The following is a 17,967-nucleotide window of genomic DNA, read 5'->3' as shown; positions in this document are numbered from 1 at the left end:
AAATTCAGCATGTTGAACTTTTTTAATACGTGCAGACCATGTAAGATTCGCTACAATGAATTTTTCTGCGAACTGTTGAACAGGATTAAGTTTAAATGTCAGATCAGAACGATAAGCTTAAACAATTGAAAACCTCCTCCATGGATCGACGCTTATCGATTGCGAAAGCCTCTTTACTGGCTGGTACGCGCTGGGCTGCCTCAAGTGCAAGCACAATGTTCTCAAGTGAAGAAGAAAAAGAACGTAAACGCAAAAAAGCCATGAAAGAACAAGCTGAGTATCTGGTCGCAGAAATTGGCAAACTTAAAGGCTCTATTGTTAAAATTGGCCAAATGATGGCTTTATATGGCGAGCATTTTTTACCTGAAGAAATTACTCAAGCTCTAAATACGCTTAATAACCAAACTGTGGCTTTGGCATGGCCAGCAATTAAAACTCAGCTTGAAGCACAGCTAGGTTCAAAATTAAATGATCTGACCATTGATCATGAACCATTAGGTACTGCGTCTTTGGCACAAGTTCATCGTGCAACCCGTAAATCCGATGGTTTGGAATTGGTGTTAAAAGTTCAATATCCTGGTGTTGCAGATGCAATTGATTCAGATATGAACTTATTTAAAAATATGCTGAAACTCACTCGTATGGTGCCTCAAACACGCGAATTCGATCAATGGTTCGAAGAAGTCCGTGAAATGATGCATCGTGAAGTGAATTATAAAATTGAAGCGGACACTACACGTCGTTTTGCAAGTCGTTTAAATCACGATCCGCGCTACATTGTTCCTCAGATTGTCGATGACTACTGCACACATCAAGTCTTATGTATGACTTTTGAGCGTGGCGTGCCTATCAACAGCCCTGTCATGCTGTCACTCCCACAAGAGCGTCGTAATGCATTAGGTGAAGCATCCCTTGAAATTGCCGTTCGTGAAATATTCGAATGGGGTGAAATGCAAACTGACCCAAATTTTGGTAACTATTTGGTTCGCTTAGGTGATGGCGCACAAGTACAAGATAAAATTGTGTTACTTGATTTTGGTGCTATCCGCCAATTTGATGCCAATTTATTAAAAGTTGCGCGTAATTTAATTGAAGCTGGTTATCATCATGATGCCGCTGAAATGGTTGAAGCGATGACTGGATATGAGTTTTTTGATGCAATGCCTCTGAGTATTAAACCAGATATGGCCAAAGTGTTTTTGCTGGCAACAGAAGCATTTAGTAGTCCCTTAAACAATCCTGATTTGCCAGCTGGTGTAATGGATGAGCATTTACGCTACGATTGGAAAAAAAGCCAATTGCATAGTCGTGTTATGCAACGAGCTTCTAAATCTATGGCATCACGTTACTTCAGTATTCCACCGAAAGAATTTATGTTTATCAGTCGTAAATTTATCGGTGCATATACTTTTATGACGGTTATTGAAGCAAAAACTAATGTACGTAACATGATCCAAAAGTATCAATAATGATTCAGGCTTGAATGATGCAATGTCATTCAAGCCAATTTATCAGTAAATGAAGTTTTCTAAATAATTTTTAAATAAATAAAAATCAATCTATTAAATATCAATTCAAGCCCATACTGACCGTTTATCTTAGTCAATAAACAATGTCAAAACTGACATAGTTTTTTTAAAACGCAAATGTCAGCATAAAAATAAGCATAAAATTTGCGCTTAGGAATAATCAGTATGACCAACATGGTAAATAAGGCTCAAGGATTTGGGTTATCGCTTATTACAAAAATTGCAGGAAGCGAAGTATTAGATCAGCTTAAACTTCGAAAGTTTCTTGAAAAGTCACTCTATCAAGGTTCAAAAGCTGGATTCAAAACCCTCAACCAAACACAAAAAATATTTAAACCCCAAGCTAAGATCAATAAACAACGCCTTCCCAATCAAGAAAAATCGCTGTTTGATTTAAGCTTGAGTGAAGAACAACAAATGCTCAGTGATGCTATGAGACAGTTTGCCAGCGAGGTCTTACGCCCACTCGCTCAACAAGTCAATCATGATGAACTCTTTCCACAACAGCTTTGGCAACACAGTACAGACCTAGGGTTAAATTTTTATGCTTTACCTGAAAGCCTTGGTGGTGTTGCGACTGAAAAAATATTGTGACCAACCTACTGATTGCAGAGCACCTCGCACATGGCGACTTTAGTTTATGTGCTGGACTCCTCTCCAGCTTTAGCGTCATAAATGCACTGACTCAATGGGGATCTGCTGAAGTTCAGGCTAAATATCTCACCGCTTTTAGTGAAGACTCTGAACTTAAAGCCACTTTTGCTGTTCAAGAAAATACCCCCGCCTTTAATCCATTCCAACTTAAAACTCAAGCAACCGATCAGAATGGCCAATACAGTATTAGCGGTGAAAAAACTGCCGTTCTCTTAGGGCAATCTGCTGATATTTTGCTTGTGAGTGCAATGTTAAATGGCCAACCCGAAGTTTTTGTTGTGCCCCGCCACCCATCAATTCAAATGAAAAAATCACCTGCAATGGGCCTAAAACCTGCAGAGACAGTAACCTTATATTTTGAAAATAGTCCTGCTGAGCGTCTGTCTGACAATGACTTTAATTACACGGCCTTTTTAGATTTAGGCAATTTAATGTGGTGTGCACTTGCTATTGGTACATGCACAGCAGCTAAAGAGTACTGCATTGAATATGCCAATGACCGCTTGGCTTTTGGTGAGCCTATTTCTCATCGTCAAAGTGTCGCTTTTATGATTGCCGATATGGCCATTGAAATTGATGCTATGCGCATGCTGTTACTGAATGCAGCTAGCCTTGCAGAATCAGGGCAGCCTTTCCATCGTGAAGCATATTTAGCGCGTCTACTGTGTGCCGAAAAATCAATGAAAATAGGTACGGATAGTGTGCAAATTTTAGGGGGTCATGGTTTTACCAAAGAGCATCCTGTAGAGCGTTGGTATCGTGATTTACGTGCCGTAGCCATCATGCAATCTGGCCTACATGCATAAAAGATAAGACAAGGACACCGTTATGAATTTACAAAATTCTAAAAAATTTAAAATGCTCATTGATCAAGCACATGAAGTTGCTTTAAATGTGCTACGCCCAATTTCACGTAAATACGATAAAGCAGAACATGCCTATCCGAAAGAGCTCGACATGTTGTCATCTTTGGTCGATGGGATGAACCAAAGTGGTGATGGACTGAACGCTGGTGCCGCAGTGAATAAACGTGGCGATACACAAACAGGCAATAAAAATGGCGTAAATATGTCAACAGCACTGAGTGTTGTTGAAATGTGCTATGGCGATACAGGCTTATTACTCTCTATGCCCCGCCAAGGCTTAGGAAATTCTGCAATCGCAGCCGTGGCAAATGATGAGCAGCTAAAACGATTTGATGGGGTGTGGGCTGCCATGGCAATTACAGAGCCTGGCTGTGGTTCAGACTCAGCAGCAATTCGCACGACCGCAACCTTAGATGGCGATCATTACATCCTAAATGGCGAAAAAATCTTTGTGACCAGTGGAGAACGTGCAGATGCAGTTGTCGTGTGGGCGACCTTAGATAAAAAATTAGGACGTGCTGCAATTAAATCCTTTGTGGTTGAAAAAGGCACTCCGGGCATGAATATTGACCGACTAGAGCATAAGCTCGGCATTAAAGCTTCAGATACCGCAGCAATTAGCTTTATTGACTGTCGTGTCCCTGCCGCCAACCTATTAGGCAATGCCGAAATAGATGTAGCCAAAGGTTTTGCTGGTGTGATGGAAACTTTTGATAACACTCGCCCTTTAGTTGCAGCTATGGCTATTGGTTGTGCAAAAGCGTCTTTGGAGCGTATTAAAGAAATATTTAAAGATTCAATTGATCCTACTTATGCAACGCCCTACCTACAAAGCTCAAACATCGCAGCGCAAATTTACCGCATGGAAGCTGAATGGGAAGCTGCTCGACTCCTAATGATTAAGGCCGCGTGGATGGCAGATAACAAAATTCCAAACTCACGTGAAGCATCTATTTCTAAAGCCAAAGCAGGCCGTATAGCCAATGAAATCACTTTAAAATGCGTCGAACTGGCAACGTGTGTGGGCTATAACGAAGATGAACTCCTCGAAAAATGGGCACGTGATTCAAAAATCCTTGATATTTTTGAAGGTACACAACAAATCCAACAACTCATTATTGCTCGCCGTGAGCTAGGAAAAACGTCAAGTGAACTGAAGTAGTAGAATATTCTTGCTATTTTTTCTTCAAAAAGACACAAGAGATGATTTTTTTGCTATAAAAAATCATCTCTTTTTTTATCTTATATTTATGTATCACATTCGCCCCATTCAACAAAAAGATAATCTACAAATTGCAACCCTAATTCGCAAAGTTTCACAAGAATTTGGATTAGCACCTGAATCTGGATTTGCTGTTGCCGACCCTATTTTAGATGATTTATATCAGGTCTATAGCCAAAAGAATGCACAATATTGGGTGGTGGTTAATGAAGATGATCAGGTTTTAGGTGGTGGTGGTATCTCACCGCTTCAGGGTGACCCCAATGTACTTGAAATACAAAAAATGTATTTCGATGTTTCTTTACGTGGTCTAGGCTTTGCCAAAAAGATTTTGGCAACCGCATTTGAATTCGCAAAATTACATCATTTTCAAATCTGTTATTTGGAAACGACTTCAAGCTTATGGCAAGCAGTCAAACTATATGAAAAATTGGGATTTTCACATCTAAAGGCTCCAATGGGCGCTACAGGACACAGCCATGCATGTGAAATTTGGATGGCAAAAGACATATTTTAATGCGCTATCGTCGCCTTATATACACGTGCTATAGCCGTTATTTCATCATCAGCTATGCTGATAAAAATCTGTGATGAATGCACTACGTTCGTTGGTTTTGTAAAAAGAGCAGATGATCTGACAGTTTTTACTGAGTAACATTTTGCAATCAGAATCATGCTGTTATGTGCTTGACCTAACATGGATGTAATTGATAATGATTACTAGCTTAATTTGTAATCCCCTAAAATAGGACTTTTATGTACGCCAATAGATTTTTCAATTTTTGCCAAACTTTTTCTGCTCAGCAAAACATGCTGAAGTCCGCGGTACTTTTTCTAAGCTTAAGCACACTTGCTGGTTGCTCTTCTCTTGGCGGTGGATCTGTAGAAAAACGGGCAAAAAAATTATCTGTAGGCATACAACGGGCTTATTCTGTCGCACCACCTACGGCTGATCGGGTATCACCAATGATTATTCAAAGTGCCGAACGCTATCAAATGGATCCATTATTAATGGCTGCCTTAATTCGCCAAGAATCATCTTATAGAACGAATGTAAGCTCACCTGCAGGTGCTGTTGGTCTGACGCAAATTATTCCACGTTATTGGCAAAACACCTGTATGGGTGATTTATTTGATGAAAATACCAACATTAACTGTGGGACTTACATACTATCCAAATACACTCAACAAGCTGGCGACAGCAAAAAGGCCTTGGCTTATTACAATGTTGGGCCTACAGGTTATAACAATAATCGTGCTATGAAAAAACAAGGTAAACGCTATGCCAAACAAGTTAAAGCTCATCGTAAATCGTTAAAAAATGCGCTTTAAATAGGCTTAAAAGTCACCTCATCTCGCTGTACCTAGTAACTCACATAAAAAAAGAGCAATGTGATGATCACATTGCTCTTTTTTCTCCGGCTAGCATCAGGTAACACATTTAGCTGGAGTAAATATTTAAAGAAGAATCCTATACTGGATTTATCACATAAAAATAAACAACCAAAAATGCTAAAATCACAATTGACAATATGAGGTAAGTACCTGAAGTATTAAAGCTTTTAATGAATTTTAGAATATTCATGACTCAAACTGCTAATACATCGGATTAATTATACGTTTTTACGCAACACATTCTGTGAATTGTATCTTTTTTTTAACCATTTGTTACATTTAATTACAATTAAAATCGTGCACCAAACCATGAACTCTCACACCAATAAGTTATTTATCACATGCTTTTTGTAATCTATAAACAATTTCACATTTTAAAATTAATTCTATTTTTAAGTATTCACCCTCTATCTGACAAAAGTATAGCGATAAAAAAACTCCGATATTCGGAGTTTTTTTATCGCTTTTCATTATTCGCTTAAAGCGAGAACTTTTACGATAATCGTTTGTGAATCTTCAAACTCTTCCACAATTTGTAATCGCTTCAGCTCTTTGCTTTTGACTTTGAACTTGTGATTTTGATATGAAATTTCTGCAGGAATTTGGTCAAAATACTGACTGTCTGCCTCTAATTCCTCTTGAAAAAGTGGCGTGCCTAATTGGTAATCTAAGCTTTTTAAAACGACATACTTTACTGTTGTTTTCATCAATGTATCCTACTTTCTTAACACACTTTATTTTTATTTTTACCACTGTTTTGAGTGAAGTAAAACCTTTAATTTCAAAATTTGCCCATACTTTAATCATTTAAACCATAAACACCAAATTGAAATAAGTTTCAGTAAAAAGTTACTATACTTTCAAATATTTAAACATTATTGCTAAAATACATTAAAAACTTAAAGTTCAAAAATGCCTAAAACTCAATTAATACAATGTTGCCAAACCCTTGAGCACAATCATAAAACGATTGCCTTTATTGAAAGTGCGAGTTCAGGTTATCTCAGCAGTCAATTTTCTATCTATAAAAATTCTGGCGCAGATATTTTATTAGGTGGTTTAGTCAGTTATGACCCAAGTATCAAAGTGTCTATTTTAAACATATCCCCTCAGCTTATAGAACGTTATACCGCTGAATCGGCTGAAGTAACTCAAGCAATGGCACAGCAAGGAAAATTGCTCTTTACGCAAGCAGATGTAATTGTGGCATGTACAGGTTTGCTTAAGCCAGGTGGAAGCGCCACAGTAGACAAACCCGAAGGTACATTTTTCATTAGTATTTTATATCAAAAGCAGTGTTATAACTTTCAATATTATTTAACAGGACAACCACTTAGTCGCCTTGAACAATTGACGGAACTGGTCGCACAAGAAGTTGATACGCTCATTACATAGCCCCTAAAATAAGCTTATTCATCTAAATTAAAAAAATTCAATATACAAAAAAGCCTCCGAAGAGGCTTTTTGAAAACTAAAATTTAAAACTTATGCAGCGGAACGCTCTGTAATCGGCACTACTTTACGCAGTTCAGGGCCTGTATAGTCCGCACTTGGGCGAATAATACGGTTGTCTGCACGCTGTTCCATCACATGCGCTGCCCAGCCTGTTACACGACTCATTACAAAGATTGGCGTGAATAGTTTGGTTGCAATATCCATGAAGTGATATGCAGATGCATGGAAGAAGTCTGCATTACAGAACAATTTCTTCTCGCGCCACATTACTTCTTCACAACGTACGGATACTGGATAAAGTACGGTGTCGCCAACGTCTTTTGCTAGGCGTTCAGACCAGATTTTAATGATGCCGTTACGTGGATCATTGTCTTTGTAGATCGCATGACCGAAGCCCATGATCTTTTCTTTACGCTCAAGTTTACCAAGCATTTCACGTTCTGCTTCTTCTGGCGACGTCCAGTTTTCAATCATTTCCATCGCTGCTTCGTTTGCACCGCCGTGTAATGGGCCACGAAGTGAACCAATTGCACCTGTGATACATGAATGCATATCTGACAATGTTGATGCACATACACGCGCTGTGAATGTAGAAGCGTTAAATTCATGCTCTGCATATAGAATAAGTGACACGTTCATCACTTGTTCATGCAATTCATTTGGTTTTTCACCACGCAGTAAATGCAGGAATTGAGCACCGATTGAATCATCATCGGTATTTTCTTCTACACGTACGCCGTCATGGCTGAAACGGTACCAGTAGCAAATGATTGCAGGCAATGTTGCAAGAATACGGTCTGCAACATCTTGCTGCTCTTCAAACGATTTTTCAGTTTCAAGGTTACCTAACATTGAAACACCTGTACGCATCACATCCATTGGGTGTGAGTCAGCAGGAATACGTTCTAATACTTCTTTTAATGCCTGTGGCAATTGACGTAGTGACTTCAGTTTAGCTTTATACGCTGCAAGCTGTTCTGTTGTTGGTAATTCACCAAAGAAAATCAGGTACGCAACTTCTTCAAACTGACAGTTTTCTGCCAAGTCTTGAACGTCATAACCACGATAGGTTAAGCCCGCACCGCTTTTGCCTACAGTTGAAAGTGCCGTTTTACCCGCTACTTGTCCGCGCAGTCCTGCACCTGTGAGTACTTTTCCTTCAGCCATTTTTATTTTCCTTCGGTGAATAATTTATCTAATGTATTTTCAAATGTGTGATAGTCAAGGAACTCATAAAGTTCTTTACGCTGTTGCATTTTATCTAGCACGTTGACTTGCGTACCCTCATTACGGATGGCATGCATCACTTCTAATGCTGCTTTTTGCATTGCACGTGTCGGAGACAATGGATAAAGCACCATGCTAATCCCTTGCTCAGCAAGTTCTTCTTTGGTGTAGTAAGGGGTATCACCAAATTCTGTAATATTGGCTAATACAGGCACACCTACTGCATCGCAGACAGTTTTGTACATGGTAATGTCAGTCATGGCTTCAGCAAAGATCGCATCTGCACCTGCTTCTACACATGCACATGCACGGTCGATCACTGCTTGCAGACCTTCTTTTTGCAAAGCATCTGTACGCGCCATCACCACAAAGTTTGAATCGGTTTTTGCATCTACAGCAGCCTTAATGCGGTCGACCATTTCCTGCTGCGTCACAATTTCTTTGTTTGGACGGTGTCCACAGCGCTTTTGTGCTACTTGGTCTTCAATATGAACCGCGGCTGCACCGGCAGCAATCATTTGCTTTACACTGCGTGCAATATTAAATGCACCACCCCAACCTGTGTCGATATCCACCAAAAGCGGTGTGTCTACACGTTCTGTAATACGACGGACATCTTCTAAAACGTTATCCAGACTGGTCATACCTAAGTCAGGTAAACCATAAGAATAGTTCGCAACCCCAGCACCCGAAAGATAGATGGCTTTATAACCCACCTGTTTCGCCATCATTGCTGCATAAGCGTTGACTGTGCCGATAATTTGTAATGGTTTTTCCACTTCTAATGCTTGTCTAAATCTTAAACCTGCAGACGTTTGTTCTGTCATATTCCCTTCCACAGAGGTCTCTATATTTGTTGAGGCTTGAGTATAACCATAATTATTTGGTGTGCTATGACCAATTAGAATTTTTACTCTATAACTTTAGTCAAATATTTTTGAAAGATATAATATTATTTCGTGACTGTATATTGCTTAGTCAATACAGATGATTACACCCTCTTTGTACAAAGATTTGCTATAATTACAAGTGTTATTTTTAGTGGATCTATTTATTTCCAATATGCAAGATTTAGCTCAGTTAGAACCGCTCGCACGCGACTTACCACAAACTAAACGTGGTCATGAACGATGTGTCGCACTTTTAGAAAGTGGTGCTGAACTATTTCTACGACATGGATATGATGCCGTTTCACTTGATGATATTGTCAATCATGCAGGTGGCTCAAAAGCATCCATTTATAAATATTTTGGCAATAAAGAAGGCTTGTTTAAGTCAATTTGTGATTATCGGCGCGATCAATTTTTTAAAGATATTTGCGTCCCATTTAATCCTGAGCTGTCTAGCTTTCGCAATTATTTAGTTCAAACCCTTTTAAATTTTCAGCATCATTTGAACCAACCCGATAAAGTCGCATTTATGCGTTTAGTCCTTGAGCAAAGTCAGCGCAACCCTGATATTGCACAACATATCCATGAGCACGGCCCAAAACAAATTCAATTGGCGATTGCAACAGCACTGGAAACTGCTCATCAGAAAGGTTTACTGGTCTGTGAGCACCCGCTTTTTTCAGCACAATTTTATTTTGGTATCTTACGTAATTTAGAATGGAAAATTTTAATGGGTCTACCAAATGAAGAAACTGATCAAGAAAACATCAATTACATAAATTACTGTGTAGATCGCTTCTTAGATGGGCATCAAAAGTCCTAGTTTTTTTTGCATTTTTGCAGGTTTTTGGTATAGAGTACTTGATTCTCCTTTTTTTTCTTTAACCAACCAACAACTAATTGTTGTTTATTTTTTGATTCAGCAATTATTGTGGAGTAATCATGGCTCTGCGTCATTTTCTGACTTTACGCGATTTATCGACTTTAGAACTTAACCAAATTGTGCAACGTGGTATTGAGCTGAAACGCAAACAGCACAACAATGAAGTGTTCCAACCGTTTGTTGGCAAAGTAATGGGCATGATTTTTGAAAAATCAAGCACTCGTACGCGTGTATCGTTTGAAGCTGGTATGAGCCAGTTTGGTGGTAGTGCAATTTTCCTTTCATCACGTGATTCACAATTGGGTCGCGGTGAACCTGTAGAAGATTCAGCACGTGTTATTTCAAGCATGCTCGATATTGTCATGATTCGTACTTTCGGCCATGACATTGTTGAACGTTTTGCTTCTTACTCAAAAGTTCCAGTCATTAATGCTTTAACAGATGACCACCACCCTTGCCAACTTCTTGCCGATGTACAAACCTTTGTTGAACACCGTGGTTCAATCGAAGGTAAAACAGTTGCTTGGATTGGTGACGGCAACAACATGTGCAATTCATATATTGAAGCTGCACACATGTGGGGCTTTAAATTAAAAATTGCTTCACCAAAAGGCTATGAACCTCAAGAGCAATTTTTGTCTGAATTTGCGCACTGCGTAGAGCTTGTAAACTCAGCTGAAGATGCTGCTGTAAATGCAGATCTTATTGTGACTGATGTTTGGGCAAGTATGGGCCAAGAGGAAGAGCAAAAAATCCGTGAAAAAGCATTTGCAGATTACCAAGTCAATGAACGTTTAATGGACTTGGCGCATCCGGATTGCCTATTTATGCATTGCTTGCCTGCGCACCGCGGTGAAGAAATTTCAGAAAATATGCTCGACCACAAAAATGCAGTGGTTTGGGATGAAGCTGAAAACCGCTTACATGCTCAAAAAGCGCTGGTTGAATTCTTAATTAACGAAAACCTTAAAAAAGACTAAGCCTTTCGTTGAATAAAAAGCGCCTTCGGGTGCTTTTTTTTATGCTTCATGGATATAATCAAATGGTCTTTTAAAATTCTAATAGCGACCATTTTTATGCATCTAAAAAAAATGAGCTTTTGCCTGTCTGCAGTTTTAGCTTCTGCATTTTTCCACACTCAAGCATCTGAATTTGATCAATACCTGCAGTCAAAACAGATTATTGATGAGAATTTTAAGATTCAAGAGCCCAAACAGCTGGATGAACTGCTCAGTGTATTAAGTGCAGAAGATTCTAAAACACTGCCGCTCGAAATCGACCACAATACTATTATTGAACAGCTCAGCTTAACTTCTAAAAAAACTGAGCTTAAAGGCATGATTATCACACCTGATTTTGCACAGTTTGAGCAAGATCTTGGATCTAAAGAAGTTCAGAAACTCATTAAGAAAAATTTAATACAGAACTGCCCTATTTTCTTTGAGCATGAATATCAGAAAAGAAATCCCTATTTGGTCGAGTTCGATTTAAGTTCAGAGAAAAACCACTACAAACTTGAATTAAAGCAAAAAGATTGCGGTATTTAATCATCGGCAAATATCCTATTTGCTATATGGATAGGCTTCTGCAACAATTCCTGAATATTTCAGAAGCCTGCTCACGATAATAATGCATCATAAAAAACTTAAAATAAGTTTGGCCACCCTATTCCTCTTATTTATTTTTATTCAATTATTCCAATATAAACAATACCTTGATATCAAATTAGATTTATATTCAAGTTATGGAACCATGACCACAGAAAAGGTGCAGAAGATTTTTCTTCAGCCGCAACAAGCCCAAGCCAGTTATAAGGCCATCATTGCAATACCTGGACTGACTGCCACAATAGATAAATGTAGTTTTTTACAGCTTCCTTGCTTGCATAGAAATTTCATCACTGTGCCCATTCAAGGCGCTGCAAATCCAACCACTCACAGTATTGTTTTCCATATTCCTGAGTACCACCGATGGCTGTATAAGCTCAGTAATTTCAACTACTCGCTACCAAAGTCTGATCCAAAAAATAATGCTCCCTCAGTTATGGAAGGCCAGCTAGTCATTCAGACTCCTTTTACTTATGGAGGAGGAAATATACTGCAACAGGCAATATCTATTGGCACAGCTTATGAAGGCCTACTCGGAACTCTAAGCTTCAGTAAACAAGGCTATGAAACACAACAACATATTAATGCTGACTTAATCAACAACGGCCAGCCTGCACCTTATCAATTTGCCCGTCATCACCATTATTTTGGTTATATGCAAAACAGCGGCATTCGGCAGATAGATAATGTTCAAAGCAGTGACCATAACGCTGAATTAAAGCACCGCATTCCAAATGTGGACGAAGTCTATGAGGCACGAAAATATACAGCTCAGCTGGATCAATTGCATTTTGAAAATTATGTCATTCGCGCCAAGCTCAAAAATGTCAGCACTTGCAAGGAATATCCAAGTTTTGAATACAACATATTCTATATTAATGGAAAACTAGTGCACTATGAGTCAACACAAACAGATCAAACCAATTGCAAAACACACTATATAAACCTTAGTCGCTTTGAAAATGGAAGTATCGACACATTTGGACACAGTATATACAACAACAAAAGCAATCAAATGCATTATGCAGAATGGCATTATCTGTGCCCTATCAAAAGGTATTCCGCATTAGGACAATGTGTACTTGCAAAACCCAATGATCAAGAGATTCAAAGTATTGAAGCGGATATTCATCGCATTGTGAAATGGTTTGAGCCTGTTTAGATTCACTCCATTTCATGCCTCATATAATCTTCCAAAGCCTAACGGATGAGCCCCTGCGGCTGCAGAATAATTAAAGCCGCCCCAACAAGCACGACTGCGCCGCCAGCCAAATCCCAACGGCTTAAACTCACCTGATCTACATAGCGCAGCCACAGCAGCGCTGTAAAAATATAAATACCGCCATAGGCCGCATAAATACGCCCGGAGGCAGCCGGATGTAAAGTCAACAGCCAAACAAAAGCCCCCAAAGCCAGAGCAGTTGGAACCCATAACCATTGGCTTTTGTTTTGATTCAAAATTAAATAAGGAAAATAACAACCTAATATTTCCATCACAGCAGTGACTAAAAACAAAAAGAATGTCGTTAATATTTTAGCAAATGGCAAATCCAAAACGTTAAGCCCTTCAATTATGTGGATAGTCAAAAAATAACCCGTGAGAACACGGGTTATTTTAAATCAGTTGTGAAATTATGCTGGTTCAGCGGTTTGATCTTCAAATACTTCAAGTTTCAAGCCAATCGCTTTGCCATTTTCTTTCTTCACAGAAACGGCAACGTTACCGCCATGCTCTGCTAACTCACCAAATAAAATCATTTCAGCAAGTGGTTTTTTCAAATGCTCTTGAATCAAACGTTGCATCGGTCGAGCGCCCATCAGGCGATCATAACCATTTTCAGCCATCCATTCACGGGCATCTTGATCCACCTCTAGCATCACTTTTTTATCATCTAACTGTGCTTGTAGTTCAGTTAAGAACTTATCAACCACATTTTCAATGACTGTTGTAGGCAATGCACGGAACTGAATCACACCATCCAAACGGTTACGGAACTCTGGTGAGAATGCTTTTTTCATTGCATCTTGGTTGTCATTACTGTTGTCTTGATCCATAAAGCCAATGCTGACGCGAGAAATACTTTCTGCACCAATATTCGTTGTCAGCACCAACACTACATTACGGAAATCAGACTTACGTCCATTATTATCCGTTAACGCACCATGATCCATAATTTGAAGCAATAAGTTAAATACATCTGGATGTGCTTTTTCAATTTCATCCAGCAACAATACACAGTGTGGATTTTTATGAATCGCATCCGTCAGTAAACCGCCTTGGTCAAAACCAACATAACCTGGAGGCGCACCAATTAAGCGAGATACGGCGTGACGCTCCATGTATTCAGACATATCAAAACGTACGAGTTCTACACCTAGCAGTTTAGCCAATTGCTTGGTAACTTCCGTTTTACCCACACCTGTTGGGCCAGCAAAAACAAAACTACCAACGGGTTTGTCTGGTGACTTCAAGCCTGCACGTGACAGTTTAATTGCTGAAGACAAGGCTTCAATCGCTTCATCTTGACCAAAGACCACACGTTTCAAATCGCGCTCTAAATGTTCAAGTACAGATTTATCATCCTTAGATACCGTTTTTGGCGGAATACGGGCAATTTTAGACACAATATCTTCGATATTTTCAACCGTAATTGCGGTATCGTCTTGCTCTGCCTTCAATCTGCGCTGTGCACCAGCTTCATCAATTACATCGATGGCTTTATCAGGCAAGAAACGGTCATTAATAAATTTAGCAGATAATTCAACCGCCGAAACCAAAGCTTTATCTTCATACTTCACATGGTGAAATTCTTCAAATTTAGATTTCAAACCGCGTAAAATATCAATCGTTTCTGAAATTGAAGGCTCATTCACATCAATTTTTTGGAAACGACGTGATAGAGCATGATCCTTTTCAAATACCTGACGGTATTCTTGGAAAGTTGTTGAACCGATGCAACGTAAAGTACCATTTGCAAGTGCTGGCTTAATCAAATTCGATGCGTCCATCGTGCTACCCATGCTTGAGCCTGCACCAATGATCATGTGAATTTCATCAATAAATAACACTGCTTCTGGTTTTTTCTTTAGCGCATTTAACAATTGTTTTAAGCGCTTCTCAAAATCGCCACGATACTTGGTTCCTGCAACCAATGCACCAATGTCCAAACTAAATACTTCAGCATGCTCAAGTGGCTTAGGCGCTTTACCATTTACAATGAGCCAAGCTAAACCTTCTGCAATAGACGTTTTACCTACGCCGGGATCACCCACCAACAGCGGGTTGTTTTTACGGCGACGGCATAGAATTTGAGCTGCGCGTTCAATTTCTTTTTCACGGCCAATTAAAGGGTCAGTTTTGCCCTTTTGCGCTTCTAGATTTAAATTGGTGGTGTAAAGCTCTAATGGGCCAGCATTGGCAGAAGCTGCAGATTCGCCATCCAGCTCTTCTACTTCTTCTTCAGCTTGTACTTCTTCTTTACGTGTTCCATGAGAAAGGTATTGAGTCAGAGTCAAACGATTAATTTGATGGCGTTTAAGTAAATACACCGCAAAAGAATCACGCTCAGAATACATCGCCACCAAAATATCCGCACCTTCTACAGTACGGTCACCACCGCTAGATTGCACATGAAAAATGGCACGTTGCAAAATACGGTCAAAGCTTTCCGTAGGATGCGGTGCTTGATCCTGATTTTCACCCAATTTTGGGGTGTGTTGTTCGACGTATTCTTCTAACTCTTTGCGAAGCACAATAATGTCTGCGCCGCATGCTTTTAATGCATTTACAGCAGAGTCATTATCAAGTAAAGCCAATAATAAATGTTCTACCGTCAAAAACTCATGTCTCTTTTGACGAGCCATGCTGACAGCCAAACGTAATGATACTTCTAATTGACGACTGAGCATGCAACCCCCTTAATCTTTGGACTCAATCTGACAAAGTAATGGATGACCTTGAGACCGAGCGTAATTATTGACTTGGTTCGCTTTAGTCTCCGCGATGTCTCGCGGATAAACACCTGCAACACCTTTTCCTTCATAATGTACAGTTAGCATTACTTGAGTAGCTTGGTCAAGATTCATTGCAAAGTATTGTTGTAAAATTTCAATAACAAAGTCCATTGGGGTGTAATCATCGTTCATTAAAACGACAGCGTACATCGGTGGACGTTTAAATTGAGGCGGCGCAGTCATTACCGCAGTATTTGAATCACCTTCTTCATGCGAATCGTCGTTGCTCAAGCGTGGGCTGAGATGCCAATCGACCAATCCAGATTGATGAAAAGAGTCTTTGATACTCGACAGGCTAATTTGACGCTTATTTGTTCGCATAATTTTTTTATTACACACTTTAGTTTACGTTTGCTTCAGTTTGTGGGATCTCGGAAAGGAATGCAGCTTGATTATCTACTGCAGGGCCTTTTGTCCAACTGAAACGACGGGTGACTTGTTTACCTGAACCATTTAAACGTACCTCAATAAAACTTGGGGTAAAGCCTTTAGGCATAGTCCATCGACCCGTTAAACGTTCATTGTTTTCAAAATTGAAGTTTTTGTCTTCCATAGGTACAGTCAGAACTTCTGTACCTTGAATTAAGCGCATTTCCACACTACCTGAAACATTGGCTTTATTTGGACTCACCTGCATTAAATCCAGTTGATATTCAAAAGCATTTTCAGGTAAAGGTTTAATAGCCAAGTGTTGGACTGCCAATGCAATACCACCGCGTTGGCGTAATACCTCACGATATAACACACCAAGATTTTCTGCTTGCTCTTGTGCATCACGTGATTTAATTACAGATAATCCTAAATCATTTGAATTGCTTACTGCTATATCGCGCTCTTGCACAGCAGTATTGAGTGATTTGTGGAGCACAGCCAATTCAGCTTTTTGCTTTTGCACAACTTCAACCAATTGCTCCGCATCCGCATCATAGCCCACCACCGTCAGGCCTTGACGATGGCCAACGGAATAACCCAATAAACCACTGCTCAGCGCAATGATTGCAGCACCTGCAACCAAAGGCATATTACTTTTCAAAAATGGTTTGTTGTTACTTGAAGTCGGTTCTGACGTGATATTAGAGTCTGTATTCGGCATCGTCGTCTCTTATTTGATTTATTCAAAACACACATTTAAATCGAAATCTAAATGTGTGTGAAGTTTTAATGCGTTTCTTATGGTAATAAACCAATGCCTTGTAACCCTGCATTTTCTGCAAAATTAAACATTAAGTTCATGTTTTGTACTGCTTGACCAGCAGCACCTTTTACTAAGTTATCTTGTACTGCAAGAATGACTAGTTTCTTAGGCTGTGGTTTATACAATGCAATACGTAATTGGTTAGCGCCACGTACTGTACGTGTTTCTGGTGAACTTCCCGATGGCATCACATCTACAAACTGTTCATTTGCATAGAACTGTTCATATAAGTTTTGCAAATCTGCAGTTGCGCCAGCATCCGTTAAATCGATATAAATTGTGCTGAGCATGCCACGAATCATTGGCACCAAATGAGGTACAAATAAAATTTCGTTAAACACACCTTTTTGACCTGAAATATTTTCGAGTGCTTCTACAATTTCAGGGTGATGACGATGACCCGCTACACCGTATGCTTTAAAGTTATCTGCATTTTCAGAATAGATCATGCCAAGACTTGCTTTACGACCTGCACCTGAAACCCCAGATTTTGCATCAATAATAATACTTTCAGGTTTCACTAATCCTTCAGCCTTGAGCACAGGTGCTAAACCCAATTGCACTGTAGTTGGATAGCAACCTGGGTTACCAATCACTGAAGCTTGTTGAATTTTTTCACGATTCAGCTCAGACAGGCCGTAAACAGAATCTTTTAGAATTTCTGGGCAAGCGTGCTCTAAACCATACCATTTTTCAAACTGTTCAAGATCTTGCAAACGGAAGTCAGCAGCCAAATCAATCACTTTGGTATTTGCTGCAACTAATTCAGCAGCATGTTTCATCGCTACACCATGTGGTGTTGCAAAAAATACAACATCACATGCTTTTAATGCATTGATATCAAGGTCTGAATATTTGAGTTCAGTATGGCCACGTAAGCTTGGAAACATGTCATCGACACGGCGACCATTTTCAGTACGTGAAGTTAAAACTTTTACTTCCGCGTTTGGATGACGCAGTAAAATACGGAGTAATTCAACGCCTGTATAACCTGTACCGCCGACAATACCAACTGAAATCACGCTCATTA

At 39.5% G+C, this 17,967-nt stretch carries 18 protein-coding genes and 1 pseudogene; 10 read left to right on the top strand and 9 right to left on the bottom strand.

Annotated features, from left to right (window positions below):
• Positions 1 to 95: 95 nt before the first annotated feature.
• The 5 genes and pseudogenes from EXE29_RS03825 (at position 96) to EXE29_RS03805 (ending at position 5,603) form a co-directional block, all read left to right on the top strand.
• A complete protein-coding gene (locus EXE29_RS03825; RefSeq protein WP_120363972.1) occupies positions 96 to 1,469 on the top strand; it encodes an ABC1 kinase family protein in 1,374 nt (457 codons plus the stop codon).
• A gap of 225 nt (positions 1,470 to 1,694) precedes the next feature.
• Positions 1,695 to 2,989: pseudogene (locus EXE29_RS03820) on the top strand (acyl-CoA dehydrogenase family protein).
• 22 nt (positions 2,990 to 3,011) lie between these two features.
• A complete protein-coding gene (locus tag EXE29_RS03815) occupies positions 3,012 to 4,211 on the top strand; it encodes an acyl-CoA dehydrogenase family protein (protein ID WP_120363973.1) in 1,200 nt (399 codons plus the stop codon).
• An 88-nt stretch (positions 4,212 to 4,299) separates the two neighbouring features.
• A complete protein-coding gene (locus EXE29_RS03810) occupies positions 4,300 to 4,788 on the top strand; it encodes a GNAT family N-acetyltransferase (RefSeq protein ID WP_106984946.1) in 489 nt (162 codons plus the stop codon).
• Between the two features lie 293 nt (positions 4,789 to 5,081).
• The gene (locus tag EXE29_RS03805) at positions 5,082 to 5,603 is read left to right on the top strand and encodes a lytic transglycosylase domain-containing protein (RefSeq protein WP_228198704.1); all 522 of its coding nucleotides are present in this window, start codon (positions 5,082 to 5,084) and stop codon (positions 5,601 to 5,603) included.
• 139 nt (positions 5,604 to 5,742) lie between these two features.
• Here the strand turns inward: EXE29_RS03805 and EXE29_RS17895 are convergent, their stop codons facing one another.
• On the bottom strand, positions 5,743 to 5,856 hold the full coding sequence (locus EXE29_RS17895) for a hypothetical protein (protein WP_410159309.1): 114 nt from the start codon (positions 5,854 to 5,856) through the stop codon (positions 5,743 to 5,745).
• Positions 5,857 to 6,136: 280 nt separating this feature from the next.
• The gene (locus EXE29_RS03800) at positions 6,137 to 6,373 is read right to left on the bottom strand and encodes a hypothetical protein (protein WP_106984944.1); all 237 of its coding nucleotides are present in this window, start codon (positions 6,371 to 6,373) and stop codon (positions 6,137 to 6,139) included.
• Positions 6,374 to 6,578: 205 nt separating this feature from the next.
• Between EXE29_RS03800 and EXE29_RS03795 the strand changes: the two genes are divergently transcribed.
• Positions 6,579 to 7,061, top strand: a complete 483-nt coding sequence (locus EXE29_RS03795) for a CinA family protein (RefSeq protein ID WP_120363974.1) — start codon at positions 6,579 to 6,581, stop codon at positions 7,059 to 7,061.
• 90 nt (positions 7,062 to 7,151) lie between these two features.
• Here the strand turns inward: EXE29_RS03795 and prpC are convergent, their stop codons facing one another.
• Together prpC and prpB are read right to left on the bottom strand one after the other, a co-directional pair.
• Complete coding sequence (prpC, locus tag EXE29_RS03790; protein WP_117006705.1) at positions 7,152 to 8,288, bottom strand: bifunctional 2-methylcitrate synthase/citrate synthase; 1,137 nt, start codon at positions 8,286 to 8,288, stop codon at positions 7,152 to 7,154.
• A gap of 2 nt (positions 8,289 to 8,290) precedes the next feature.
• A complete protein-coding gene (gene prpB, locus EXE29_RS03785; RefSeq protein WP_117006704.1) occupies positions 8,291 to 9,175 on the bottom strand; it encodes a methylisocitrate lyase in 885 nt (294 codons plus the stop codon).
• A gap of 235 nt (positions 9,176 to 9,410) precedes the next feature.
• On the opposite strand from prpB, the gene EXE29_RS03780 reads away from it, so the two are divergent.
• From EXE29_RS03780 to EXE29_RS03765, 4 genes are all read left to right on the top strand, one after another.
• Positions 9,411 to 10,061, top strand: coding sequence for a TetR/AcrR family transcriptional regulator (locus EXE29_RS03780; RefSeq protein WP_120363975.1), 651 nt, complete (start codon positions 9,411 to 9,413; stop codon positions 10,059 to 10,061).
• Positions 10,062 to 10,180: 119 nt separating this feature from the next.
• Positions 10,181 to 11,101: an ornithine carbamoyltransferase gene (gene argF / locus EXE29_RS03775; RefSeq protein WP_117006702.1), complete on the top strand. Its 921-nt coding sequence runs from the start codon at positions 10,181 to 10,183 to the stop codon at positions 11,099 to 11,101.
• Between the two features lie 111 nt (positions 11,102 to 11,212).
• Positions 11,213 to 11,668, top strand: a complete 456-nt coding sequence (locus tag EXE29_RS03770) for a hypothetical protein (RefSeq protein ID WP_228198705.1) — start codon at positions 11,213 to 11,215, stop codon at positions 11,666 to 11,668.
• An 82-nt stretch (positions 11,669 to 11,750) separates the two neighbouring features.
• Entirely contained in the window at positions 11,751 to 12,890 is a 1,140-nt protein-coding gene (locus EXE29_RS03765) for a hypothetical protein (RefSeq protein WP_117006700.1), read from the top strand.
• A gap of 38 nt (positions 12,891 to 12,928) precedes the next feature.
• On the opposite strand, the gene EXE29_RS03760 is transcribed toward EXE29_RS03765, so the two are convergent.
• The 5 genes from EXE29_RS03760 to argC all read right to left on the bottom strand — a co-directional run bounded on the left by EXE29_RS03760 (position 12,929) and on the right by argC (position 17,965).
• On the bottom strand, positions 12,929 to 13,282 hold the full coding sequence (locus EXE29_RS03760) for a YnfA family protein (protein WP_117006699.1): 354 nt from the start codon (positions 13,280 to 13,282) through the stop codon (positions 12,929 to 12,931).
• Positions 13,283 to 13,360: 78 nt separating this feature from the next.
• Positions 13,361 to 15,637 carry an ATP-dependent Clp protease ATP-binding subunit ClpA gene (clpA, locus tag EXE29_RS03755; RefSeq protein WP_120363976.1) on the bottom strand — a complete coding sequence of 759 codons (2,277 nt, stop codon included), beginning with the start codon at positions 15,635 to 15,637 and terminating at the stop codon, positions 13,361 to 13,363.
• Positions 15,638 to 15,646: 9 nt separating this feature from the next.
• The gene (gene clpS / locus EXE29_RS03750) at positions 15,647 to 16,063 is read right to left on the bottom strand and encodes an ATP-dependent Clp protease adapter ClpS (RefSeq protein WP_117006698.1); all 417 of its coding nucleotides are present in this window, start codon (positions 16,061 to 16,063) and stop codon (positions 15,647 to 15,649) included.
• A 19-nt stretch (positions 16,064 to 16,082) separates the two neighbouring features.
• Entirely contained in the window at positions 16,083 to 16,835 is a 753-nt protein-coding gene (locus tag EXE29_RS03745) for a DUF6776 family protein (protein WP_117006697.1), read from the bottom strand.
• A gap of 77 nt (positions 16,836 to 16,912) precedes the next feature.
• Entirely contained in the window at positions 16,913 to 17,965 is a 1,053-nt protein-coding gene (gene argC, locus EXE29_RS03740) for an N-acetyl-gamma-glutamyl-phosphate reductase (protein ID WP_171356298.1), read from the bottom strand.
• Positions 17,966 to 17,967: the final 2 nt, after the last annotated feature.

The sequence above is a fragment of the Acinetobacter sp. WCHAc060006 genome, from assembly GCF_004209135.1.
GTDB lineage: Bacteria > Pseudomonadota > Gammaproteobacteria > Pseudomonadales > Moraxellaceae > Acinetobacter > Acinetobacter cumulans.
The sequence above is the reverse complement of the archived record's forward strand: the minus strand, read 5'-3'. Positions and strand labels throughout refer to the sequence as shown.

Excerpts from the sequence above, each read along its gene's own strand:
- EXE29_RS03745 (WP_117006697.1), bottom strand. The coding sequence starts at position 16,835 with ATGCCGAATACAGACTCTAATATCACGTCAGAACCGACTTCAAGTAAC.
- prpB (WP_117006704.1), bottom strand. The coding sequence starts at position 9,175 with ATGACAGAACAAACGTCTGCAGGTTTAAGATTTAGACAAGCATTAGAA.
- EXE29_RS03765 (WP_117006700.1), top strand. The coding sequence starts at position 11,751 with ATGCATCATAAAAAACTTAAAATAAGTTTGGCCACCCTATTCCTCTTA.
- argC (WP_171356298.1), bottom strand. The coding sequence starts at position 17,965 with ATGAGCGTGATTTCAGTTGGTATTGTCGGCGGTACAGGTTATACAGGC.
- argF (WP_117006702.1), top strand. The coding sequence starts at position 10,181 with ATGGCTCTGCGTCATTTTCTGACTTTACGCGATTTATCGACTTTAGAA.
- EXE29_RS03780 (WP_120363975.1), top strand. The coding sequence starts at position 9,411 with ATGCAAGATTTAGCTCAGTTAGAACCGCTCGCACGCGACTTACCACAA.
- prpC (WP_117006705.1), bottom strand. The coding sequence starts at position 8,288 with ATGGCTGAAGGAAAAGTACTCACAGGTGCAGGACTGCGCGGACAAGTA.
- EXE29_RS17895 (WP_410159309.1), bottom strand. The coding sequence starts at position 5,856 with ATGAATATTCTAAAATTCATTAAAAGCTTTAATACTTCAGGTACTTAC.
- EXE29_RS03825 (WP_120363972.1), top strand. The coding sequence starts at position 96 with ATGTCAGATCAGAACGATAAGCTTAAACAATTGAAAACCTCCTCCATG.
- EXE29_RS03805 (WP_228198704.1), top strand. The coding sequence starts at position 5,082 with ATGCTGAAGTCCGCGGTACTTTTTCTAAGCTTAAGCACACTTGCTGGT.
- EXE29_RS03800 (WP_106984944.1), bottom strand. The coding sequence starts at position 6,373 with ATGAAAACAACAGTAAAGTATGTCGTTTTAAAAAGCTTAGATTACCAA.
- EXE29_RS03815 (WP_120363973.1), top strand. The coding sequence starts at position 3,012 with ATGAATTTACAAAATTCTAAAAAATTTAAAATGCTCATTGATCAAGCA.
- EXE29_RS03770 (WP_228198705.1), top strand. The coding sequence starts at position 11,213 with ATGAGCTTTTGCCTGTCTGCAGTTTTAGCTTCTGCATTTTTCCACACT.
- clpA (WP_120363976.1), bottom strand. The coding sequence starts at position 15,637 with ATGCTCAGTCGTCAATTAGAAGTATCATTACGTTTGGCTGTCAGCATG.
- EXE29_RS03810 (WP_106984946.1), top strand. The coding sequence starts at position 4,300 with ATGTATCACATTCGCCCCATTCAACAAAAAGATAATCTACAAATTGCA.
- EXE29_RS03795 (WP_120363974.1), top strand. The coding sequence starts at position 6,579 with ATGCCTAAAACTCAATTAATACAATGTTGCCAAACCCTTGAGCACAAT.
- clpS (WP_117006698.1), bottom strand. The coding sequence starts at position 16,063 with ATGCGAACAAATAAGCGTCAAATTAGCCTGTCGAGTATCAAAGACTCT.